This window comes from Actinokineospora sp. HUAS TT18 (assembly GCF_051364635.1).
Lineage (GTDB): Bacteria > Actinomycetota > Actinomycetes > Mycobacteriales > Pseudonocardiaceae > Actinokineospora.
Window position 1 is genome coordinate 1976095 of sequence record NZ_CP195645.1, and the last position, 22698, is coordinate 1998792.

A 22698-nucleotide genomic window follows, 5' to 3' on the forward strand; every position below is an offset into this window, starting at 1 on the left:
GCCGCCACCTGGTGAGAAGCGCCTTGCGGCACAACGCAGAGCATAGTCATCACGGCGGACTTCACCCTTGAGAAATGGCGAACCCTTGCCTGTCACGTCGTCCGCCGGCCAGTGTTCGACCACACGTCCGAGCCGGGGCCGGACTGCTCTGACCGCCGAGGCCGGGGTGATCCCACAGGGATTGTCCGAGTGACCTCTCACAAGCGCACTCGTCGCACGGGCATCGAATCTACGAATGAGTACGCTGCCACCGTCCAAATGTGGATCCGCAGCCATCACAGGCGCGACGTCGCAGCGGCGACGCGTTGGACTAACAGCGACGAGGATCGCCTCGCATCAGGCGGGCTACGCTCCCGCGTTAGCGGGAACCGCTCTTAGGATGTTCGTTACCGTCGTCATATGTGGGACGTGCCAGTCGACGGACTCAGGGCTCGACGCCCAGCGGTACGGGCGGTGTCCGTTGGTACTGGGCGGCAGCGGTATCCACGACGTAGGTTGACCACACTCGTCAGCTGCCGTTCGTTCTATGCTGCGGACGAGCACGAACGTTGTGAAAGACGGTGTCAGGACACGAGGCCCCGCAATCCCTGCTGCGTCGAGGCGCTGCGCGACCCCGCGGCTCATCTCGCGGCTCACCTCGACCGCGTCCAGGCCCGAGCCGCAGGCTAGAAGCAGACTGTAGGGCCGCCTGCTCCAGATTTCGTCGGTCCGTTCCACATCAGTGATCACACTGTCACGCCAGTCAGGGAAGGCGGGCAGCAGTCCGGCGGCGTCTCGGCGACCCCACCACCGCCCGGAATCGTCGAGCTGGTAAGTCCCGGGCAGGACCGGCCAGCCGTGTCGGACACAGTCCAAGGCGGCCTCGCGGACCTCCGACCACAGCAGGCCGGGCATGGGATGGAGTAGTCTGTTCATCTCGCACACTCCAGTGCAGAGCGCCGTCACCCGGTGTGCGACCTGCCGCCGTTCGTCTTGACCGGCTGTCGCACATCCTTGCCGAGGTAACGCACCCACATTGCGCCTGGATCCTTGTGGCTGGCTGTCCTCTCGCTGTCCATTCGCCGGCTCATGCGATATTCGTGCTTTCCACCGCCATGTGTGTCAGCAGTGCGGCGAGCCTGCGCTGTGCCCTGGCGGTGCGGCTCTTCACCGTACCCAGGGCGATGCCCGCCGTCTGGCTGATGTCGCGCTGGCTCATTCCCAGGTAGTAGGCCATTTCCAGTACTGCCCGCTCTTCTGGGGTCAGTTTGGCGAGAGCGCTCCGCACCTGCCACGCCTCCCACGCCTCTTCGAACGACCCACAATCGGACCAGACTTCGACGACTTCCGCCGATGACAAGGACTCCCGTTGCCTGCGCTCACGGCGGTACAGGTCGATGGCTGTCCGCCGGGCGATTGCGCACAACCAAGGCTGTAGCTGGCGCGTCGAGTCGAAACTCGCGGACGCACGCCATGCCTGGACAAACGCTTGTTGTACTGCGTCCGCCGCGAGGTCGTAGTCGCCGAGCACACGATAGGCGGACGCGAGCATTGGCCTGGCGCACAACCTGAACGCTTCGGCCAAGGCCGACTCGTCACCGGCCATGAACCTGGCCTCCAAGCTCTGTGACTGGGTGGTCGGACTCGTCATGGGCAGACCGCCGTGTCCTCGTGGGTTCTCAAGCGGCTTTCGGACCGCTGGGCGAACCCTTCGGCAGAGCCCTTTCACCCACACATCAGGGATCTGTACGCCCACTGGCAAGGCGGGAAGCGTCCGCGCAAGGCGCCGGAGATGGCCCGTACCGCCCCTTCCCCGGCCGCCACATCCGCTGAGAATGGGCCTGTAAGACGAGCGGCACCTCTCTGTGTCAAAGCCGTGGGCAACAGAGAGGTCTCCAACTTGTTGGATGGTGGTGGAAGGTCAGGGTCTGCAGCCATGATCTTCGAGGCTGTGGTCGGGTTCGCTCGAGTTACACCTGTCGCCCGGTTTCGGGTTGGCTCTCGTGCGGCTTGCGACCCGACCACGGCCGTCGGCGGAGTGGCTCGAGAGAGATCTGCACGGCCCGAAGTTGGTGTGCCCTCTCGCCGGTCCAACCACCGTCCGGCCGGAGGTTCGCGTGCCTGTGTCTGCTGCCCTCGTCATCGGGATCGATCCCCACAAGGCGTCCTGGACCGCCGTCGCGGTCGAGGTACTCGACGTTCCGGCGAAGCTCGGCCACCGGGTGCGGATGCTGTCGACCGGGCACGGCCGCAAGACCGACGAAGCCGACGCGCTCTCGGTCGGCATCGCCGCCCTGGGCAGCGACAGGCTCACCACCGCGCACATCGACGAGCAGATCGCGGCCCTGCGCGCGCTCACCGAGCACCGCGACGACCTAATCCGCACCCGCACCCAGACCGCCACCGCCTGCACGGCCTGCTCGCCAAACTCGTCCCAGCAGGCCTACCACGCAGGCTCACCGCCGACGCGGGAGCCGACCAGCCACGCCGGGTGCGCCCACGCGACCTTCTAGGCCGCACCCTGCGCCAAGTCGCCGCCGAACTACTCGCCGAACTGCGCAAACTCGACAAGCGCATCACCGCCACCACGGCCGCGCTCAGCGCCGCGGTTGCCGCGTCTCACACAGAGCTGACCACACTGCACTGAGTCGGCGATTTCGTAGCGGCGAAGATCCTAGCCCACACCGGCCGCATCAGCAGGTTCCGCTCCAAAGCCGCATTCGCCTCCTACTACCGGGTCGCCCCCATCAAGGTGTCCTCCGGCGAGGCCCAACGGCACCGCCTGTCCCGAGCCGGAGACCGACAACTCAACTACGCCCCGCACGTCATCGCGATCACCCAGATCCGCGGCGACACCGCCGGACGCACCTACCACCAAGACGACCGCGCATCCAGGAAGGGACACAAGCAAGCTGCCTCAAACGCCGCCTGGCCGCCGCCGTCGTCTACCGCATCCTCATCCACGACGCGGAGACCTCTTTGTCGCTCACGGCTTGACACAGAGAGGTGCCGCTCGTTTGACAAATCCTCTGTCGGTTACTCGGCGCAACGGGTGAATGCCGGAACCGGTGCCGGCACCAGCCCGTATCCCGAGTAGGACTGTTCCAAGGAGATCTGGTGAGAGACGAGACGACCGAGTTCGGCGAGGACGCCGACGCCCTGCCCGCATCCATCGCGACGCTGCTTCGCGAAGAGTACGTCTGGACCGCGCTTCCGCCTGACTTGTGGCAGCGCACCTGGGCACAGCTCGACACCGCGTCGGAGACGACTCCGCCAGTCGAGGACGTTATCGAACTCGCACCGGCTCGCGAACGCCGAAGACTGACCACCCCGGTGCTCGCGGCCGCTTCGATCGTGCCCGTCGCACTGGTGGGCATCTTGGCGTTCGTCGCGGGCGCGTCGAGCACGGAGACCAGTCCCGACCACCTTTTTGCGCTGCGCGGTACCGAACTGCAGCCCGACGCGCGAGGGGAAGCCGCGCTGCGGCACACAGCTTCCGGATTGGAGATCAGCATCGACATTACCGGACTGCCGCCTGCTCCCGCCAATAGCTACTACCAGGGGTGGCTCAAGGGCGATACGGGCGCGGTCACGATCGGCACCTTCCACGCCCGAGACGGGGCGGACGACATCGTGCTCTGGTCAGGCGTCATCGACACCGCGAAATACCGCACGCTGACTGTCACGATCCAGGGCGAGGGCGCCGGACCGGCGTCGTCCGGACGAGTCCTCCTCGCCGGACACATCGCCGAGCGTTAACGCGCTCAACGTCACCCACCCCGATAAGGACATCGCAGATGGGTAGTTCCCGCTCGAGGTTTCTCGCGCTCACCGGCGCGGTAGGAACGGCCGTTTCCGCAGTGTCGCTGGTGCTCATCGCGAATCCACCGGCCCGCGAGGCTCAGTGCCTCCGCGAGCTGCGGTCGCCCGCTGTCGAGGTCATCGGGGCTCCGTTCACCGACGCGACACAGGTGAGCTGGCGTGTACCCGCAGGTTGCCCGGACATCGACATCACCTTCGACGGAGAGACCACCGCGGACCCGTCTGTTGAAGTGCGCGGCAGGACCACAACGGCACACACGCTCGCCGCAAGGATCAAAGACGCTGACGGCGTGGTCCGCACCCGCGTACTCGCCACGCCAGTGACGGTAGGCGGAACCGTGATCGAATACGAATCGGCTGATGGGCAATGGACACCCCGCCCGACGAACGCCGAGCACCCGCTGGCAGAAACCGCCGACGGGTTCGTGAACAGGCTCTCCGCCGCGGCACGCGCCAACCTAGTCGGCGTCTCCATCGAGTTGCATATCGTGCCTGCGGGCACCGCCATCACCGAGTTGCCACCGTGGCGCGCTACGCCCATCCCCGCTGGGACGGTCCCGGCGTGCTCCTCGGTCACGTATGAAGACAAGCGCGTCGCGATCCCAATTGCCGCAGCGACGGGGCAACAGAGCGCCGCCACCGCGCGCGATCTCGCCAGGGAACTCTCGTGTGTGGCGCTCGGCAGCTCGTCACCCGCATTCGCCTCCGAAGTCGCCGCGGCCTGGGCCCGTCGGCCGTCCGTGGCGAGCAGCCGCGAAGCCATCGCGACGAGCCCGGACCCACTGCGCTACTGGTGCGAGGGCGCGCTCATACTGCTCGGGCACCCCGAACCAGGAATCGAATCTCCGCCACGCGACAGCGCGTGGCTATCGCGCCAGTACCCTGACCTGTTCAGGCGACTCCAGGCCGTATTCCACGCTTGATCACCTCGAGCCGCCGCGGCGCAGGCGATGGAGCTCACCCCGTAACGAAGTGGTGCACAGCACGGTGGCGTTCATTGGACGCTTCTCGGCTGGGTAGTGCGACAGTCGGCCACGAGGGCATGCGCCAACAGTTCCTGGACTCCTCAGGCGACATGTACCGACGCTGCCGATGTTCTCGGGCGTTGATGCCTACATCACCATCAAGACATACACAAATGGCCGGAATGGGGATCCGAAACTTGCCCGCAGCACGTATGCGCGATGACGGGAGTCCTGTCACAGCAACCTCGAGGAGAACAGATGTCACGCATGGCCCTGGTAACCGCGCTATTAGCGGCTGCACCTCTGGTCATGGCCACGCCGGCTCAGGCATCGGAGTCCGACGCATGCCCGGTGATCACCGCGACTACTACCAGCTTCTTCACCGGAGGGTGGGGCCTGAACTGGCGGACGACGGCGACGCTGAACAACACATGTCCGTCCAACCCCAACGGCGCACTCGTCAAGTATCGGTGGCGAGTGGCTGGCAAGTACGAGCCGATCGCGGAAACCTGCGTTGATGCCGCGACCGTGAGCGTGCCACTGGGTGTGCGCGAGACTATCGCGGCCAACCCCTATCCCTCGGTTTCGATCACTCACATCACCCACCTGACTGGCGGGTGCCCGGCCTGACGCCGACTCCGGGGTGGCAGACCGCCACCCCGGACTGGTCTGGCGGGACCACCGTTGGTCGGCACGCGAAAGCGGCTCGGCGACTGACAAGGACAACCTGAGATGCGCACGGCGCAGCGCTTCCCATCGTGTCGATCATGATGGCGCTAAGACCGTGTCCTACGTGGTGATCTTTGTCGGCGTTTCAACAGGTCATGGCGGCGGCGAGGTGGAGGAAGGCCACCATGTAGATGCCCTCGCGGTCGAGCGACCGCACCATGTTGTTCCGGATGACGATGTCCTCGAGCCCAGGACCGGGTGGTCGTGCCCGACACGGGGAAGAAGATCCCGCCGCTGCCCGGCACGATGTCCTTGCTGTCGGTGCCGTTGACGTCGTGGATGTCCAGGTTCTCCAGCACGAAGTGCGCCAGCCTGCCGGAGTCCCGCGCCTCGATCGACACCGCCCGCCGGTCCCCCACGGTGGCACCGCGGTTGGTGATCTCCAGGTTGCGGATCTCCCAGCCCTGCTGGCCGCTCAGCAATACCGCGCGCGGCGCACCGCCGCCCGCGATGAGCGGCTTGGCGCCGGTGCCGTACGCGTCGACCGAGATGCGCGCGGTCGCCGTGCCGGAACCCTTGGGTGCCAGGGTTCCGGCACAGCTCGTGCCCCGTTTGATCAGGATCCGGTCACCCGCCCCGAAGGTCGTGGCGCTCACCTTGGCGAGCGTGCGCCACGCGGTCCCCTCGGCCGTGCCCGCGGCGGCGCCGCTGCCGCTCGCGCATTCGAGGTAGTACGCGATAGCGGCCTACTCGGCGCCGGCGGGGACGGCGCCGACGCCGAGCAGGACCAGGACCGCGGAACCGAACAGGGCCCGGATCCGCAGGTGGTTCTCCTTAGACCTTCGTGAACGACCAGACCTGCAGCGCGGTGCCGGTGTTGGGCTGCTGGGTCAGCTTCGCGCCGTTCGACGCCGAAGCCGCCGTGATCGCCAGACCGCTGGCCTGCGACACCAGTGCGTGGCCGCCGCCGGAGGCGACGATCTTCCACTTCTGGTTGGCGCCGCCGTTGCAGGTCCACTGGATGATCGCCGCGCCCGCCGCCGACGAGCCGCCGCTGACGTCCAGGCACAGGTTGTTGCCCAGGTTCTTGACCGTGTACGACTGGTCGGCGTTGGCGGTGATGACGAACTTCTGGTTGGCCCCGGTGTGCGGGGCCCAGACGATCAGCTGCGTACCGGTCGCGGTGGCCGAGCCGGGCACGTCGATCGCCAGACCGGACGCCTTGATCTGGTAGGTCGACCCGGACACGACCGGGCCGGTCGCCGACGAGTACACCTCGAACTCGTACAGCGAGTACCCGTAGGTCGTGGCGCGCGCCGTGCCGAGGACCCGGACGTACCGGCCGGAACCCGAGAGCCCGGTCAGGTCGTCCACGCCGCCGTCACCCGCGGTCGTGGTGGAGATGGTCGTCCATGTCGTGCCGTCGTTGGACACCTGGATCTGGTACCCGCGGCCGTAGGCGGCCTCCCACGACAGCTTGACCCGGCCGATCTGCTGGGTGGAGCCGAGGTCGACCCGGATCCACTCGTTGTCGGTGTAGAGGCTGGACCAGCGGGTCGCGTAGTCACCGTCGACCGCGTTGCCGCCGGGGAAGCTCGGCGTCTCGGTGCTCGACACCGTCACCGGCTTGCCCGCCGCCAGGTTGCCCGGCTGCGCCGAGGTCGGCCACGCCGGGTTGCGCCCGATGGTGGAGATGATCGGGGTGAACGCCGACCAGGTCGCCGCGAGCTTCGGCGAGCCCCAGGTCTGCTGGGCCAGCATGCGCAGGCCGTCCTTGATGTCGGCCGCGATACGCGTCTCGGTCGCCATCTCCGGGTAGTCGCACCAGATGTGCAGCTTCGAGCCGAGGTTCTTCGACTTCGACGCGGTGGTGATGCTCTGGCTGCCCTGGAACAGGTCGGGGTTCCAGGTGTCGTAGCCCCACTGCGCGCGGGGACCACCGGGGCCGCTGCTGTAGAGCACGTAGTACGTCGGGTCCCAGCTCTCGTTGGAGATCAGGTGCCCGTTGTTGATGTGCTGCTGCGGCGAGAGGCCGTAGTTGTACCAGAACTCGATGATGATGTTGGAGTTCACCGTGACGGCGCTGCCGCCGAAGATGCCGTCGTTCCACGCGCGGGTGGTCTTGCCCGCGGCACGCACGATGTTGTTGGCCCAGTTGATGAAGCCGAGGTACGTGTCCTTGGCGTTGGCGTTGGCGCCGTAGGTGGCGCGCGCGTAGGTCAGCAGCTGCGGGTAGGCGTTGTAGTCGGTGACGTACTCGTCGGAGCCGATGTGGAAGTACGGGCCAGGGAACAGCGGCAGGTACTCGTCGTAGATGTCCTTGATCAGCGTGTACGCCGCGGGCTTGGTCAGGTCGATGAACCCGTTGTTCGCCACGCCCGAGCTGTTGACCAGCTTCAGCTCGGGGTGCGCGGCCAGGATCGGGTCCATGTGGCCGGGCGCGTCGAGCTCCGGCACGACCGTGATCTTGTACTTCGCGGCGAGCGCGATCAGGTCGGTGACCTCCTGCTTGGTGAGGTGGTCGGCCGAGACGTACTCGGGGTGCTTCGTCGACTCGATCCGGAAGCCCTTGTTGTCCGACAGGTGCAGGTGGAAGTAGTTCATCTTCAGGTAGGCCAGTTCCTTCACGTGGTCCCGCAGCCACTGCGGGGTGAAGTACTTGCGGCCGTTGTCGACCATCAGGCCGCGCTCGGACTTGACCGCCCAGTCACGCGCGGTGCCCTGCGGGATGGTCGAGCCCTGCTTGAGCAGCTGCAGGATGGTGCGGGTGCCGTAGAAGGCGCCCCGGTCGTCGCGGGCGGTGATGGTGACCCGGTCGGTCACCGACAGGGCGTAACCCTCGGTGCCCAGGGCGGCGTCGGTCGAGCCGAGGGCCAGGTAGATGTCACCGGCGCGCAGGTCGGCGGTGGTGCCGGTGACCTGGGCGAGGGTGTGGCCGGTCTGGGACCGCACGTCGTCGGCGAAGACCTGGCTGGTCGTGGCCAGGGTCGTGGCGTCGCCGGTGGCGCGGACGATGCGGGAGGTGCTGGCGAAGGTGTAGTTGCCTGTGCCGCCGGTCCACTCCTGCAGAGCGGGGATGGTCAACGGCTTGGCGTTGGCGGCTTGGGCGGTCGAAGTGCTGGCCACGACGGTGACCGTGGCGAGCGCGACGGCCGTAGCGAGTACGAGGTGGGATAACGAACGCAGGGATCTCATCGGTTCCTCGATGTGCGTCGGTCAGGACAGGGGACGCTGTGGTCTAAACCACCTGAAGTGGATCCGATCACAGCGTCCCCTGTCAAGACATGGACGTTTAGTCCCTGTTTCAATCACCTATTTGCACTGTTGACTACGGCGACACGAACGTCCACGACTGGCTGTTGCCCGTAGTACCGGCTGCCTGGATCAGCCCGGCGCCGTCTCCCGTGCCGTTGGCGGTGAGCACGTTGCCGCTGGACTTCGCGACCAGCCGGTGCCCGCCGGTCGCGGCCACCAGCGTCCAGCGCTGGTTGTTGCCGCCATGACACGTCCACTGCACCACCGGATTGCCCGCGTTCGTCGTCGCGTCCATGCAGAGTCCACTTGAGACACTGCGTACCTGGTAGCTGCCGTCGGCCTGCCTGGTGAACGTCCAGCGCTGGTTGCTCCCGCTGTGCGGCGCCCACTGGATGAGCTGGGTGCCGAGAGTCGTGGAGTTGCCGGGGACGTCGACCGCCTTGCCGGAGGCGGCGTTGCGGACCTGGTAGGACTGCCCGGAGACGACCGGGTCGCTGGTCGCGGCCACCACGTTGACCGTCACCTGCGCGTTGTGCGACGCCTCGGCCGCGGTGCCGATGACGTCGACGATCGAGTCGCCGAGCGGGGTGCCCGCTGACGTCTGGATGGTCAGCGTGGAGGTACCACCCGCGGTGATGGTGGCGGGGTTGAAGGTCGCGGTGGCCCCGACGGGCAGGTTGGCCGCGCTGAGCGTGATCTGGGCGGCCGAGCCCTTCGTCACGGCCGTGGTCACCGTCGACGTGGTGGCCTGACCTGCGGGAACCGACGTCATCGGCTGACTGGCGGCCAGGGAGAAGTCGTTCGCCGGGGCGAAGACCTGGACCTCGGCGAGCGACAGCGCGTTGGTCCCGGCGAGCTGGACCATGACGTAGCGGCCAGTCTTGCCGACGGTCAACGTCGTGGGAGTGCCCGCCTGCCCGGTCTGCCTGCTCGACCAGACACCTACGACGGCGGCCTGCTGGGTCGGGGTCAGCGAGGTGTTGAACGGGGTGTCGGAGACGAAGACCCAGTAGTCGGTGAGCCGGTTGGCGCAGCAGTCGGTGCGGTTCCAGACCGCCAGCTTGCCGACCGGGACGGACGCGCCGAGGTCGACCTGCCACCACGGGGTCGCCTCGGAGTTGGTGTGGGTCACCGAGTTGGCGAAGAAGTCGCCGTTGGTGACGCCGTCGACCGCGCGCGACGCGACACCGCCGCTGGACAGCGACGATTGAGTCGCAGGCTTGCCCTGGGCGAGGTTGGTGGCCGTTCCGTCGTCGTAGAGCGCGATGGTGGCGATACTCGGGGCGAGCGAGCGCGCGGCGGTGATCCGCAGCCGGATCTTCGACGTGGTGACCGTGGCGATCTGGAGGATGCGCTTGTAGCCGATGGTGGTGCCGGTGACCGCCTGCTGCCAGGCCGTGCCGTTCCACGTGTCCACGGCGAAGCCCGCGACCCGCTGGCCGACCTGGATGTTCTCCTGCAGCACCACGTTGTTGACCGACTTGGCCGAACCGAGGTCGACGACCAGGCCGCCGGTGTTCGCGCTCGGCTGCCAGCCGGTGCCGTCGTTGGTGTCGAGGACGTTGGCCGGGACGTTGCCGCTGGTGTTCGTGGTGCCGGTGTCGTTGGCCGCCGTGGCGCCCACCGCCTGGTTGGTGGCGAACGTCGAGCGGATCTTCGCGCCGAACTCGGCCATCCGCGTGACCTCGGTGGCGCCGATCTTGCCCTGCTGGTTCGGGCCGACGTTGAGCAGCAGCTGGCAGTTGCGGCCCACCGACGCGTAGTACATCGACATCAGCGCGTCGAGCGACTTCGGCGTCTGCCCGGGGTGCCAGAACCACGACGGCTGCAGCTTCGCGTCGCACTCGCCGGGGAACCACGCCAGGTAGGTCGACGCGGTCGTGAGCTTGTCGTCGCCCGCGATGTTGTCGGCCTCCTCGCCGAACGTCGACTTGCGGATGCCGTCCGGGTCGGCGGTGTTGTTGTTCGGGATGACGCTCCACTCGCTGGTGCGCGCGATGCCGCTCTCGTTGCCGACCCAGCGCACGTCACCGCCGAAGGTGACGGCGGTGGGCTGCAGGGTGCGGACGATGTCGATCCAGTCGGAGTAGTTGTAGGACTGCCTGCCGCCGGTCGGGTCGTAGCCGTCGAACCACACCTCGTCGACCGTGCCGTACTTGGTCAGCAGCTCGTAGAGGGTGTTCATGTAGTACCGGTTGTAGTCGTCGGCGACGACGTTGAACGTCGGGCCGCTGCCCGGGATGCTCGGGATCGTGCTCGCGACCTTGGGGCTGCCGTTGCCGAAGGTGCCGCCCGGCTGGTATTCGTGCAGGTCAGACGGCGAGAGGTAGATGCCGACCTTGACACCGAGCCTGCGCGCGGAGTCGGTGAACGACTTGACGATGTCGCCCTGGCCGTTGAGGTAGCTGCTCGACGCCATGTCGTAGGTCGAGTACGCCGACGGGTACATGAGCATGCCGTCGTGGTGCTTGGCGGTGAAGATGATCTTCTTGAAGCCCGCGTCCTTGAACGTCTGGACCCACTGGTCGGTGTCCAGGCCGGTCGGCTGGATGATGTTCGGACTCTCGGTGCCGAGCCCGGTGTCGCGGCCGGAGTAGGTGTTGGGGCCGAAGTGGATGAACCCGGTCAGCTCCTCGCGCTGCCACTGCAGCTGGCGGTCCGACGGGGTCACCGACGCGGCCTTGGCCAGGATCTGGGCCTGGGTGTCGGTGGGCGAGATGGTGGCTATCGGCGCACCCGCGGCGGTCGCGGAACCCGCGACCGCCAACGGGATCACCAACGAGGACAGGATCGCGGCGCTGACCGCGAGTTGGCGACGACGCATGATTCCTCTTCCGGAACGCTATACATCGGATGACTCACACCCTGAAAGGTGTGACCCACTGCATAGGTCCGAGAGTGTGGAACAACATGCGACTTTTCGCAAGAGTTGAACAAATAGAGATCCGACGACTACGGCAAGGTGTGTGCGCTCAGGTGCGCCCAGGCGCGGTCGCGGAAGTCCTGCCCGTCCGCGCCGGAGGGGTAGGCGTGACCGAGTCCGGGGTAGGACCGCCAGGTGACCTTGACCCCGGCCGAGCAGTCGTAGCGCTGGGCCGAGCCGTTCGGCACCGGCTCCACCACCGCGGGGCCGCACGAGTTCCGCGCCGCCCACTCGTCCCGCGCGATCTTGCCCAGGCCGACGTTGATCAGCAGGTCGCTCTCGCCGTGGAACAGCGACACCCCGATCGGCCTGCTCGGCGTGCAGGCGCCCCACCACGTCGGCGACCCGCCCATGGTCCCGCTGACCGCGGCGAACGTGTCCGCCGCGTCGCACGCCAGGCGCTGGCTCATCCACGACCCGAGCGAGCCGCCCTCGGCGTAGACCCGGCGCGGGTCGACGCAGTAGGTCGCCGAGATCCGGTCGACCACGGACTTCAGGAAGGCGATGTCCGGCGAGCCCCGGTCGACGTTCCAGTGGTTCGAGTTGCCCGCGGGGTAGGCGACGATGAACTTGTGCGAGTCGGCGTACTGGCTCCAGCCGGTGGCGAACTCCTGCCCGAACGGGAACGAACCGAGGCCGTGGATGCTCAGCATGAGCGGGGCGGGCGCGGTCAGGCCCGCCGGGACGCGCAGGTTGTAGGAGCGGAAGCCGATGGTGCGGGTGACGGTCCCGCCCGTCGGGGTCAGGCCGCAGCCCTGTTCGGCCGCGACCGCGGTCGAACTCGGGGCCACCGCGGCGGCGAATGCCAGCGCGGCCAGAGCGACGATCACCTTTGATCGAGCCATGTTGGAGCCTCCTGCAGGGGTTAGGGAATTTCAGGGGCGGTGCCGACGGCGTTCATCACGGGGATGAAAAGCGTGTAGAACCAAGGGGATGGCGTGCGCCACGTGTGCTGGGCCATGACGCGCAACCGGTAGTGGATCTCCTGGGCGATCTGCTCCTCGGTCAGGGCGTTCGGGTCGTCGCAGAACACGTGCAGCTTCGAGCCGAGGTTGTAGGGCCGCTCGGCGTCGCTCAGCCGGGTCCCGTCCACGAACAGGCTCGGGTCCCAGGTGTCGTACATGAACGCCGGGTGCGCGTTGAACAGCGCTGCCCAGCCGCCGGTGGCGAAATACGTTGGGGTGAAAGTGGAATTGTGCACCCGATGCCCGGCCGCGATGAGCTGTCGGACGTTGTACGCGGGTCCGATCCAGGGCGGCGGACCGCTCATCGACCAGTGCTCGATGATGATGTTCGGGTTGACCGTCAGCGTTGAGCCACCCGGCTTGAGTCCGTCGTTCCACGCCCTGGTCGTCTTGCCTGCCGAGCGCACGATCTCGTTGGCCCAGTTGATGAATCCGAGATAGGCGTCCTTCCCAGTCGCGTTTGGACCGTACTTGGCGCGGGCGTAGTCGGCCAGCTGCGGGAAGTCGTCGTAGTTGGTGACGTACTCGTCGCCGCCGATGTGGAAGTACTCGCTGGGGAACAGCGGCAGGTATTCCCTGATCAAGTCCTCGATCAGCTCATACGCCGCGGGCTTGGACAGGTCGATGAAGCCCGGCTGCACCTGCCCGGTCTTGCTGACCAGCCGGAGTTCGGGATGGGCGTTGAGGATCGCGTCCATGTGCCCCGGGAAGTCGAGTTCCGGAAGGATCCGCACGTTCCGGGCGGCGGCGTAGTCGATGAGATCGCGGATCTCCTGCTTGGTGTAGTGCTCGGCGGAGGTGATCTCGGGGTGGCTCTCGCTCTCCAGCCGGAAGCCGTGCACATCGTTGAGGTGCAGGTGCAGGTGGTTCATCTTCAGATAGGACATGTCGCGGATCCGGTCGCGCAGCCACGGGACGGTGAAGTACTTGCGGCCCGCGTCGAGCAGCAGGCCGCGCTCGGGGTACAGGGGCCAGTCGTCGGCGGTGCCGCCGGGCAGGGATCTGTTCTGCCGCAACAACTGCAGGACGGTCCGCGTGCCGTAGTACACCCCGGCCCCAGCGCCCTGGATGGTCAGCACGGGCGCCACGGTCAGGCGGTATCCCTCGGCGCCACCGGCCGCGGCGCCGACCCGCAGCCGCAGATCACCCGCCCTCGGCGCGCCGCCGACCTGCCATGGCACGGCGAGCCCGGTCAGCGAGTGCAGCTCGGCGGCGAACATCCGGGCGGTGTCGGAGAGTGCGGCGTCCTCGGCGACGACCCGGGCGCCCGCGGCGAAGGTGTACCCCTCCCCGGCGGGCGCCCAGTTCCGCAGGCCCGGCACCACCTTGGGCGCCCCGAGCGCCGCCGCCGCCCCCTGCGCGGAGGCGACCGCCCCGGTCACCGTCGTGGCCACCACCACGACGATGGCGCCGAGACCGCGGAGGATCTTGTGCGCACTGATGCGTGACATGGGACACAACTATGCAAGACTACTCTTACGTTACGCAAGAGTAGTCTTGCAGAATTCCACGTTTCCGCAGGTCAGGCCACCTGGATGTCGTGCTCGCTTGCTGGCGCCAGGAAGCGCAGCAGGCCGGCCGCCTCGGTCTCGATCTCCGAGCGCTGGGCCTTGGTGAGCTTGCCGAGGCCGCGCCCCTTGAACACCACGCGGTCTTTGGCGACCTCCGTCGTCCACAGGCCCGCGGTCACGCCGTCGATCAGGATGACTCGCGGCACCGGGCCGTGCGGGTCGAAGTCCTGGGCGCGGTAGAGGTCGGTGATGACCCGAGACCGGTCGGCGTGCGACAGCAGCAGGTTGTCGAAGTCGTAGAGGAAGCGGATCGGGACCGGGGTGTCGGCGTCGGGGCGCGGCGCGTCGGGCAGGTCGAACAGCTCGCGGCCCTGCTCGTCGGTGAACTTGATCAGGTCCATGCCCTTGACCACTTCGGACAGTCGGGTCAGGCCGGACCACAGCTGGACGTCCTTGACCGAGGCCGGTCCGAACGCGGCCAGGTAGCGGCGAACCATCTCGGCCAGGTCGATCGGCTCGACCTCGCGCCCGCCCAGCCAGTGCTCGACGGTGGTGTGCGCCGCGGCGCCCGGACGGCCCCACAGGCCACGCGGCGTCACCTGGACCAGCGGCGTCCACGCGCGCACCGCCTGGGCGAGCGAGGCGGGATCGTTGTCCGGCCACCTCTTGGCCAGTTCCTTGCCGAGGTCGCTGAAGATCAGCGGATTGTCCTCCAGGATGGCGCGGCCCGCGGCCAGCAGCTCGTCGCGGTCGACGCCGACGAGGCCCCGGCCGAACACGCCGTTCAGCGCGCGGGCCAGCATCGGCGCGAGCAGTGGGCGGAGGCGGAGGCTGTCGGCGGCGGTGACCAGGTGGATGGTCCCGCGCATGAGCACGATGCGGACGAGTTCGCGGGATTCGAGCAGGTCGGATGCCTGGTCGGGGGTGAAGTCGCGCAGTCGGCTCCATAAGCCGACGTACCAGGTGTGCGGGGTCTGGGCCTGGAGCCCGACCAGGTGCTCGACGGCCGTGGGCACATCGAGATCGGCCCGCTCGATGAGAAGCTGGCGGGCCAGGGTGGCGCGGTTGAGCGCCCGGAGGGAGAGGACCTTCACGCGCGCTCCAACACGACGACCGGGATCTCGCGCTCGGTCTTGCGCTGGTAGCTCGCGTAGGTGCTGAACTCCTTGACCATGATGTCCCACAGCTCCGGCCGCTCGTCCGGACCGGCCGTGCGCGCGGTGGCCTGGAAGACGTCGTCGAGCACCTGGACGGTGACCGACGGGTCGTCGCGCAGGTTCAGGTACCACGACGGATGCCCGACCGACCCACCGTTGGACGCGACCAGCAGATAGGCATCACCCGCGCGCCCGTAGTACAGCGGCGTGCGCCGCGACACACCCGACTTGCGGCCCCGGGTGGTGAGCAGCAGCGCGGGGTGACCATGGAAGAGGTGGCCTTCCGCGCCGCCGGTGGCCACGTAGCGCTCGATGTGCTTGGCGACCCAGCCGGTGGGGCTGTTGGTGATGTCGGTCATGTCCAGCACCGTAGCGCCGCCCACCGACAGAGTTGGCGGGGGCACACGGCAGAATGAACCACTGGTCAAGGCTTGATTACCAGGAGGATGTCGCGGTGGGACAGGGCGAGCTGCGTGGGGTCGTGGCGATGGACGGCCCCTCGGGCACCGGCAAATCCACCGTGGCCCGCCGCCTGGCGGGCGCGCTGGGCGCGGGCTACCTCGACACCGGGTCGATGTACCGGGCGGTGACGCTGGCCGTGCTGCGCGCGGGCGTCGACCCGGCCGACACGGTCGCGGTGTTCCGCGTCGCCCAGTCCGTCGACCTCCACGTCGGCACCGAGCCCAACCGGGCGTCGGTCCACCTCGGGGCCGAGGACGTGGCCACCGAGATCCGCGGGCAGCGGGTCACCCTGGCCGTCTCGGCGGTCTCGGCGGTGCCGAAGGTGCGCGAGCTGCTGGTCAACCGGCAGCGGCAGATCATCAGCGAGGTGCGCGCCCGGTTGGGCGGGATCGTCGTCGAGGGCCGCGACATCGGCACCGTGGTCGCCCCCGACGCCGGGCTCAAGGTCTACCTCACCGCCTCGGCCGACGCCCGCGCCGCGCGCCGCACCCGGCAGGACACCGCCGACGGCCGCGCGTCCACTGTGGACGCGGTGAAGGCCGATGTGGAGCGCCGCGACCGGCTCGACTCGACCCGCGCGGTGTCCCCGCTGCGCGCGGCGGAGGACGCCGTCGAGGTCGACACGACCGAACTGGACATCGACGGCGTGGTCGCCCACCTGCTCGACATCGTCCGCGACCGCGGCCTCAGCGGCACCCACGCGCAGGCCGGTCGATGAGTACCCAGTTGCCCGAGGGCGCGGTGCCCTGGTTCCATGACCTCGGCCGCTGGATCGGCACGTGGTGCTTCAAGCCCGCGTTCCGCATCCGCACGCACGGCCTGGAGCGGGTGCCCCGCACAGGCCCGGTCGTGCTCGTGGCCAACCACAGCTCCATGCTCGAACCACAGCTGATCTACGGAATGCTGCCGCGCCGGTCGGTGTTCCTGGTGAAGCAGGAGATGTTCAAGGGCCTCGCGGGCAAGGGCCTGCGGGCGATCGGCCAGGTGCCGGTCAAACGCGGCGAACCCGACCGCGCACCGCTGCTCACCGCGGTCGCGATCCTCAAGGACGGCGGCCTCGTCGGCATCTTCCCCGAGGGCACCCGCGGCGCGGGTGACGTCCAGGCCGCCGAGCAGGGCGCGGCCTGGCTGGTCCGCCAGTCCGGCGCGGTCGTGCTCCCGGTGGCCACCCGCGGCACCCGCAGGCCGGAAGGCAGCGGTCGGCGGTGGCGGCCCAGGGTCGACATGATGGTGGGCGAACCGTTCGACCTCGCGGTCGGACGCGGGCGCACCGGCCTCACCGAGGCAACCGAAGTAATCCGGGTCCGGCTCGCCGACCTGGTCCGAGAACTTGACGAAATGCGGAAGCGATGACAGAGCTCGATGGCACGCTGGATGGCACCTGGTCGGACGAGTCCGAATGGGCCTCGATCGGCGACGAGTTCGCCGACGGCGAGGACGGCGGCGCCACGCCCCAACCGGTGCTCGCCGTGGTCGGGCGGCCGAACGTGGGCAAGTCCACGCTGGTCAACCGCATCCTCGGCCGCCGCGAGGCGGTCGTGCAGGACACCCCCGGTGTGACGCGTGACCGGGTCGCCTACGACGCGCTGTGGAACGGCCGCCGCTTCACCGTGCTCGACACCGGCGGCTGGGAGCCCAAGGCCGACGGCCTGCAGGCCGCGGTCGCGGTGCAGGCCGAGTACGCGATGACCCACTCCGACGCCGTGCTGGTCGTCGTGGACGCCTCGGTGGGCGCCACGGCCACCGACGAGGCCGTGGCCAAGGTGCTGCGCCGCTCGAAGGTGCCGGTGATCCTGGTGGCGAACAAGGTCGACGACGACCGCCTGCTCGCCGACACCGCGTCGCTGTGGTCGCTGGGCCTCGGCGAGCCGTTCCCGGTGTCCGCGCTGCACGGCCGCAACTCCGGCGACCTGCTCGACGCGATCCTGGCCGCGCTTCCCGAGACGCCGAAGGAGACCTTCGGCTTCACCGGCGGACCCCGCCGCGTCGCGCTGGTCGGCAAGCCGAACGTGGGCAAGTCCAGCCTGCTGAACCGGCTCACCGGCGAGAACCGCGCGGTGGTCGACTCGGTCGCGGGCACCACGGTCGACCCGGTCGACTCGATGGTCGAGCTGGATGGACAGGTGTGGCGGTTCGTCGACACGGCCGGCCTGCGCAAGCGGGTCAACTTCGCCAGCGGCACCGAGTACTACGCCTCGCTGCGCACCAAGGCGGCCATCGAGTCCGCGGAGGTCGCGGTCGTGCTGCTCGACGCCAGCGAGCCGATCGCCGAGCAGGACCTGCGGGTCCTGACGATGGTGGTCGAGTCGGGCCGGGCGTGCGTGCTCGCGTTCAACAAGTGGGACCTCGTCGACGAGGACCGGCGCCTGCAGCTCGACAAGGAACTCGACCGCGGGATGGTCCGCGTGCCGTGGGCCGAGCGGGTCAACGTCTCGGCGCTGACCGGTCGCGCGGTGCGCAAGCTCGCGCCCGCGCTGCGCACCGCGCTCGACTCGTGGGACCAGCGCGTGTCCACCGGCCAGCTCAACTCGTGGCTGTCCGACCTCGTGGCCGCCACTCCCCCACCGGTCCGCGGCGGCAAGCAGCCCAAGATCCTCTTCGCTACCCAGGCGTCGGTTCGCCCGCCGACGATCGTGCTGTTCACCAGCGGGTTCCTGGAGGCGGGCTACCGGCGGTTCGTCGAGCGGAAGTTCCGCGAGACGTTCGGGTTCACCGGCAGCCCGGTCCGGATCTCGGTGCGCGTGCGCGAGAAGAAGCAGCGCAAGAACTAGACGGCGTGCTCGCGGAGCAGCTCGGCCGTGCGGTCGGGCTGCTCCCACCAGAACAGGTGGCCGACGTCCGCGAGCTTCTCCAGCCGGGCGTCGGGCACCAGGCTCGCCACGTGGTCGCCGTTGCGCGGGGTGATCATCTCGTCCTCGGTGCCGTGCACGACGAGGGTCGGGACTTTGATGTCCTTGAGCCCGTTCACGGCGTCGTGCTTGCTGACCGCCTGCAGCTGCATCATGATCACCGGCGACGGCACCTTCTGCGACAGCGTGACCTCGACGAACTTGCTGAACCGCGAGTCGTCGGCGCGGAACGCGGGCGACAGGTTCGCCTCGTAGCCCGCGCGAAGGATCGTCCTGACGTCGCCGCCCCGGTTGATGGCCTGCATCATCCGAATCGGACCGGGCGCGTCGAGCGAGCCGCCGTCGGGGCCCGCGTAGGTGCAGCCGAGGGTCAGGGTGCGGACGCGACCGGGGTGCCGGACGGCGAGTTCCTGGGCGACCATGCCGCCCATCGAGATCCCCATGACGTGCGCGTCGTCCCATCCGACGGCGGCCAGCACTTTGGCGGCGTCGTCGGCCAGGTCGGCGATGGTGAACCCGGCCTCGGCCGGGTCGCTGTGGCTGATCCCCCGGTGGTCGAACGCCACGACGTCGAAGTCGCGTTCGAGCAGGGTCAGGAAGGGCTCGCCCCAGAGGCCGTGGTGGCCGCCCATGCCCTGGATGAGGAGCAGGGGCGCCCCCGCGCCGCGGCGGATGTAGTGCAGCTTGCGGTCACCCAGATCGGCGATCGGCACGGCCGGTACTCCTTATTGAGGTGGCGTCTTCCCAGCTCAAGGTTAGGCTGGGCGAGGTGTTGGGGACCATCAGAGTCGTCCTTGCCGACGACGAACCACTGCTGCGCCACGGCCTCGGCGTGCTCTTGCGCGCGGGCGGCGGCATCGACGTGGTCGCCGAGGCAGGCGACGGCCACGCCGCCCTCGACGCGGTGAAGAGGCATCGTCCCGACGTCCTGCTGATCGACGTGCAGATGCCGCACCTGAGCGGGCTCGACGTGCTGGGCATGCTGCCCGACCCTCCGCCCGCCACGGCCATCCTCACCACTTTCGACCTCGACGACTACGTCGCGCGGGCACTGGAGCTAGGTGCGCAGGGCTTCCTGCTGAAGGACATCGAACCGGAGACCCTCGTCCGCGCCGTCCGCGACCTGGCCGCCGGCGGAGCGGTACTGGACCCCCGAATCACCGCCCGCCTGCTCCCCCGCCTGCGCGGCGCGGGCGTGTCACTGAACAAGGCGCGGGCCCTCGCCACCCTGAGCGCCCGCGAACGCCAGGTCCTCGACCTGCTGGCCGACGGCCACCCCAACGCCCGCATCGCCTCAGCCCTGCACCTGACGGAAGCCACGGTCAAGGCGTACGTCTCGGCGACCCTGACGAAACTCGGCGTCCGCAACCGAGTCCAAGCCGCCCTCCTGGTCCACGGCGTCGACGTGGGCTTCCCATGATCCTCCGCCGCGCGGCCCTCGAAGCTCTCGCCATCGGAATCCCGCTGGCGGCGGTCCTGCTGTCCCACCCCACCCGCTTCGCCTTCGCCTTCCCCGCGGCCCTCGTCGCCTGCTTCGCGCTTCCCCTCCGCCACCGCTGGCCATGGCTGGCACTGCTGATCTGCTTGCCCGCCCTGGTCGGCGGCCTGGGCTGGCCCCCGTCGGTGGTCGCGCTGTTCCACCTCGGCAGGCACACCGACCCGCGCGCCGTCGTCGCCTGGGTGACCGCCGCGCTCGTCGCCATCGCATTGCCGGTCCAACTGGACTTCAGCAGCACGGTCCCCGACCAGATCATGAGCCTGATGTTCTCCCTGGTAGCCGTGGGCGCCCCCGCCGCACTGGGCGCGGCCCTCCGCCTACACACCCAGCTGCGCGAAAGCCTCGCCGACCTGGACAGGGCCCGCTCCGCGGAACTGGAAGCCCGCGCCGACCAGGCCAAAGCGACAGAACGAACCCGCATAGCCCAAGAAATCCACGACGCCGTAGGCCACAACACCACCCTGATAGCCGTCCAAGCCGCCGCGCTGGCCGCCACCACCACCGACCCGTCCGCCAAGGAAATCGCGATCCGCCTGCGCCACCTGGCCAAACAGTCCCTGACCGAGATGAGAGCCGCCCTGGGCCTAGTCGCCCCCTCCCGCCACGGCGTCGAGGACCTCCCCGCTCTGATCACCCAAACCCGCCACGCAGGCGTCGACATCACCTTCACCGGAGCCCCCGTCACCGCCCCCGGCTTGGTCGACCGAGCCATCTACCGAGTCGTCCAGGAGGCGCTGACCAACGCCGTCAAACACGCTCCCGGCGCCCCGATCGAAGTCACCCTGCACACGCACCTGGACCGCGTCCGCGTCTCAGTGACCAACGGCCCCAGCCCCCACTCCCCCGACCCCGGCGGCGGCACCGGCCTGGACGGCCTCACCGAACAAGTCCACACCGCCTCCGGCACCCTCACCGCCACCCCAACCGCGTCCGGCGGCTTCACCGTGATCGCCGACCTACCAACCAAAGTAGGTCCACGACGGCCGACTCCCGAAGGTATCCCCCACCCCTCCCACCAGCCATAGTCATCCCGCCAGCGCCGTTTCGGGGGCGGCGCGGGACCGAGGGGACAGCGGGGACCCGCCACGCACGGGTCCCCGCGCCGCCCCCGATTCGTTGATCGAACCGGACGTGCGCTAGTCTTACCCAGCACCCGCGAGAGCGGGATGTGACCGGGCTGTGGCGCAGTTTGGTAGCGCACTTGACTGGGGGTCAAGGGGTCGCAGGTTCAAATCCTGTCAGCCCGACGGTCGATGAAACGCCCGTCTATCTGGAAGTTTTCCCAGGTAGACGGGCGTTTTGATGTTGATGGGCAGTTGCGTTGTTGATCGTCCTTTGTGGATGTAAAGATCGTTCTACCGACCGGTATGGAGAAAATCTGGAGGCCGGTTCTCCCGCGGCGCCTGTTAATCTCGTTGTGGGGTCATTGTCGATCTTCCCGATCGGGTGAACTTTCACAACGGGCCACAACTGGCGTCATTCGCCCTGGTCAGGCCCGTGCGGTCCCGAACTGGGGTACGCATGCCCTGGCGTCGGTTGACGTCGCATGGCGCTGGTTCCGACCAACGCGCGGCGGTTGGTGTCGGATACGGCACGTTGACCGGGGCGGCGGCCCGGCCGACGGTCGGACAGCCCGGGATACCGGATCTGTGCCGATCTTGGCCTGACCGATTGTCGTCGGTCGTATGCTCGCCGGATGGGTGAGTCTCAGCCGACGCCGCGGCGGGTCAAGGTCATGATGGAAGTCGTCGTCGAGATCAACGACCCGGCGGCACTGGAGAAGTTCGCACTCGACCACATCGACCAGCTCAACTACGCCACTGACGACGACACCGCGGCCGAAGCTGCCCGCGCCGAGGAACGCGCCCAGGTGATCGGCGACATCGTTCACGCGGTGAATTGGATCGCGGATCCTTTCACCGCCATCCCCGACGACGCCGGACTGGAAACCTCGGAGAGCAGCCAGCACGCCATCGAGATCGACTCCACCGGCCTGCCGATCACCGACACTCCCGATTTCGCAGCCCTGTTCCCGATCTGTGCCTGCCACAAGGACAGCTGCGACAACTGCTCCGGGTTCCAACTCACACCCCGCACCGCGTCAGTCCTGTGGTCCTCCTGCGTACTGCGCGCCGACCAAGCCTACGAGGACGTCATCGAGTTCGGCGACGAGCCTGTCGACCCTGACGACGGCATGTGGTCGACCTTCGACGAATACCCGCCCGTCACCTTCCGCCAGAACGCGGTCTGGCGCCGCCAAGCCGCGCGCGCCTTCGACGACCTGGCCACCGACCTCGCAGCAGGCCACTGGCCCCAACCCCGTTGCGCCGCCGAGGAAATGGCGCTCCACCTCGCCATCGGCACCGCCATCGCCGCCATCGCCGACGACTGGCCCAACGCGACCCGCGCTATCGAAACACTCCCCCAACACCAAGACGACCTCGACTGGGACATGGCCAACGACGTTCTCTTCCAGGACCACGACATCCTCAACCTCTTCGACATCGAACTCGACGGCATCGAAGACCCCGACGGCGACCAGAACCAGTACATCGGAATGGGCGATTACCGCCCCCACGCCTGGTTCACCACCTTCAACAACGCCGACCCCCGCGACGGACGCCGTCCCTTCCGCCGATAGCT

The 22698-nt window shown here is 68.3% G+C and carries 21 protein-coding genes, 1 tRNA gene and 1 pseudogene; 13 read left to right on the plus strand and 10 right to left on the minus strand.

Features of this window, described 5'->3' with window-relative positions:
* Positions 1-345 precede the first annotated feature (345 nt).
* Both ACSHT8_RS08705 and ACSHT8_RS08710 read right to left on the minus strand, forming a co-directional pair.
* Positions 346-915: a bifunctional DNA primase/polymerase gene (locus ACSHT8_RS08705; RefSeq protein ID WP_436499470.1), complete on the minus strand. Its 570-nt coding sequence runs from the start codon at positions 913-915 to the stop codon at positions 346-348.
* A 151-nt stretch (positions 916-1066) separates the two neighbouring features.
* The gene (locus tag ACSHT8_RS08710) at positions 1067-1585 is read right to left on the minus strand and encodes an RNA polymerase sigma factor (RefSeq protein ID WP_436499472.1); all 519 of its coding nucleotides are present in this window, start codon (positions 1583-1585) and stop codon (positions 1067-1069) included.
* Between the two features lie 511 nt (positions 1586-2096).
* Here ACSHT8_RS08710 and ACSHT8_RS08715 point away from each other — a divergent pair.
* The 6 genes and pseudogenes from ACSHT8_RS08715 to ACSHT8_RS08740 all read left to right on the plus strand — a co-directional run bounded on the left by ACSHT8_RS08715 (position 2097) and on the right by ACSHT8_RS08740 (position 5396).
* Complete coding sequence (locus tag ACSHT8_RS08715) at positions 2097-2492, plus strand: IS110 family transposase (protein WP_436499474.1); 396 nt, start codon at positions 2097-2099, stop codon at positions 2490-2492.
* Positions 2471-2626: a hypothetical protein gene (locus ACSHT8_RS08720; protein ID WP_436499476.1), complete on the plus strand. Its 156-nt coding sequence runs from the start codon at positions 2471-2473 to the stop codon at positions 2624-2626. The genes ACSHT8_RS08715 and ACSHT8_RS08720 overlap by 22 nt, the downstream gene beginning before the upstream one ends.
* 12 nt (positions 2627-2638) lie before the next feature.
* Positions 2639-3076, plus strand: a pseudogene (locus ACSHT8_RS08725) (transposase); the annotation flags it as partial.
* 20 nt (positions 3077-3096) lie between these two features.
* Positions 3097-3738, plus strand: coding sequence for an anti-sigma factor (locus ACSHT8_RS08730; RefSeq protein WP_436499478.1), 642 nt, complete (start codon positions 3097-3099; stop codon positions 3736-3738).
* 38 nt (positions 3739-3776) lie between these two features.
* Positions 3777-4724 carry a hypothetical protein gene (locus tag ACSHT8_RS08735; protein ID WP_436499480.1) on the plus strand — a complete coding sequence of 316 codons (948 nt, stop codon included), beginning with the start codon at positions 3777-3779 and terminating at the stop codon, positions 4722-4724.
* Between the two features lie 300 nt (positions 4725-5024).
* Positions 5025-5396, plus strand: a complete 372-nt coding sequence (locus ACSHT8_RS08740) for a hypothetical protein (protein ID WP_436499482.1) — start codon at positions 5025-5027, stop codon at positions 5394-5396.
* 146 nt (positions 5397-5542) lie between these two features.
* Here the strand turns inward: ACSHT8_RS08740 and ACSHT8_RS08745 are convergent, their stop codons facing one another.
* The 7 genes from ACSHT8_RS08745 to ACSHT8_RS08775 all read right to left on the minus strand — a co-directional run bounded on the left by ACSHT8_RS08745 (position 5543) and on the right by ACSHT8_RS08775 (position 15605).
* A complete protein-coding gene (locus ACSHT8_RS08745; RefSeq protein WP_436499484.1) occupies positions 5543-6091 on the minus strand; it encodes a hypothetical protein in 549 nt (182 codons plus the stop codon).
* 178 nt (positions 6092-6269) lie between these two features.
* Positions 6270-8630, minus strand: a complete 2361-nt coding sequence (locus tag ACSHT8_RS08750) for a family 20 glycosylhydrolase (protein WP_436499486.1) — start codon at positions 8628-8630, stop codon at positions 6270-6272.
* Positions 8631-8763: 133 nt separating this feature from the next.
* Positions 8764-11514, minus strand: coding sequence for an alpha-L-fucosidase (locus ACSHT8_RS08755; protein WP_436499488.1), 2751 nt, complete (start codon positions 11512-11514; stop codon positions 8764-8766).
* A gap of 128 nt (positions 11515-11642) precedes the next feature.
* Entirely contained in the window at positions 11643-12458 is an 816-nt protein-coding gene (locus ACSHT8_RS08760) for an alpha/beta hydrolase family esterase (RefSeq protein ID WP_436499490.1), read from the minus strand.
* Between the two features lie 20 nt (positions 12459-12478).
* On the minus strand, positions 12479-14029 hold the full coding sequence (locus tag ACSHT8_RS08765; protein WP_436499492.1) for a family 20 glycosylhydrolase: 1551 nt from the start codon (positions 14027-14029) through the stop codon (positions 12479-12481).
* Between the two features lie 71 nt (positions 14030-14100).
* Positions 14101-15183, minus strand: a complete 1083-nt coding sequence (locus ACSHT8_RS08770; RefSeq protein WP_436499494.1) for a winged helix DNA-binding domain-containing protein — start codon at positions 15181-15183, stop codon at positions 14101-14103.
* Positions 15180-15605, minus strand: a complete 426-nt coding sequence (locus ACSHT8_RS08775) for a nitroreductase family deazaflavin-dependent oxidoreductase (protein WP_436499496.1) — start codon at positions 15603-15605, stop codon at positions 15180-15182. Before ACSHT8_RS08775 ends, ACSHT8_RS08770 begins: the two co-directional genes overlap by 4 nt.
* Before the next feature lie 128 nt (positions 15606-15733).
* On the opposite strand from ACSHT8_RS08775, the gene cmk reads away from it, so the two are divergent.
* From cmk to der, 3 genes are read left to right on the plus strand one after another with little or no spacing between them, the layout of a single operon-like run.
* Positions 15734-16426, plus strand: coding sequence for a (d)CMP kinase (cmk, locus tag ACSHT8_RS08780; protein ID WP_436502021.1), 693 nt, complete (start codon positions 15734-15736; stop codon positions 16424-16426).
* Positions 16423-17061 carry a lysophospholipid acyltransferase family protein gene (locus ACSHT8_RS08785; protein WP_436499498.1) on the plus strand — a complete coding sequence of 213 codons (639 nt, stop codon included), beginning with the start codon at positions 16423-16425 and terminating at the stop codon, positions 17059-17061. The genes cmk and ACSHT8_RS08785 overlap by 4 nt, the downstream gene beginning before the upstream one ends.
* Positions 17058-18479, plus strand: coding sequence for a ribosome biogenesis GTPase Der (der, locus tag ACSHT8_RS08790; protein ID WP_436499500.1), 1422 nt, complete (start codon positions 17058-17060; stop codon positions 18477-18479). Before ACSHT8_RS08785 ends, der begins: the two co-directional genes overlap by 4 nt.
* Here the strand turns inward: der and ACSHT8_RS08795 are convergent.
* On the minus strand, positions 18476-19270 hold the full coding sequence (locus tag ACSHT8_RS08795; protein WP_436499502.1) for an alpha/beta fold hydrolase: 795 nt from the start codon (positions 19268-19270) through the stop codon (positions 18476-18478). The genes der and ACSHT8_RS08795 overlap by 4 nt on opposite strands.
* A 56-nt stretch (positions 19271-19326) precedes the next feature.
* Here ACSHT8_RS08795 and ACSHT8_RS08800 point away from each other — a divergent pair, with 56 nt between their 5' ends.
* From ACSHT8_RS08800 to ACSHT8_RS08815, 4 genes are all read left to right on the plus strand, one after another.
* A complete protein-coding gene (locus tag ACSHT8_RS08800; RefSeq protein WP_436499504.1) occupies positions 19327-19977 on the plus strand; it encodes a response regulator in 651 nt (216 codons plus the stop codon).
* On the plus strand, positions 19974-21080 hold the full coding sequence (locus ACSHT8_RS08805; protein WP_436499505.1) for a sensor histidine kinase: 1107 nt from the start codon (positions 19974-19976) through the stop codon (positions 21078-21080). The genes ACSHT8_RS08800 and ACSHT8_RS08805 overlap by 4 nt, the downstream gene beginning before the upstream one ends.
* A gap of 148 nt (positions 21081-21228) precedes the next feature.
* Positions 21229-21302: transfer RNA gene (locus ACSHT8_RS08810), tRNA-Pro, on the plus strand.
* A gap of 449 nt (positions 21303-21751) precedes the next feature.
* On the plus strand, positions 21752-22696 hold the full coding sequence (locus ACSHT8_RS08815; protein WP_436499507.1) for a hypothetical protein: 945 nt from the start codon (positions 21752-21754) through the stop codon (positions 22694-22696).
* Positions 22697-22698 lie beyond the last annotated feature (2 nt).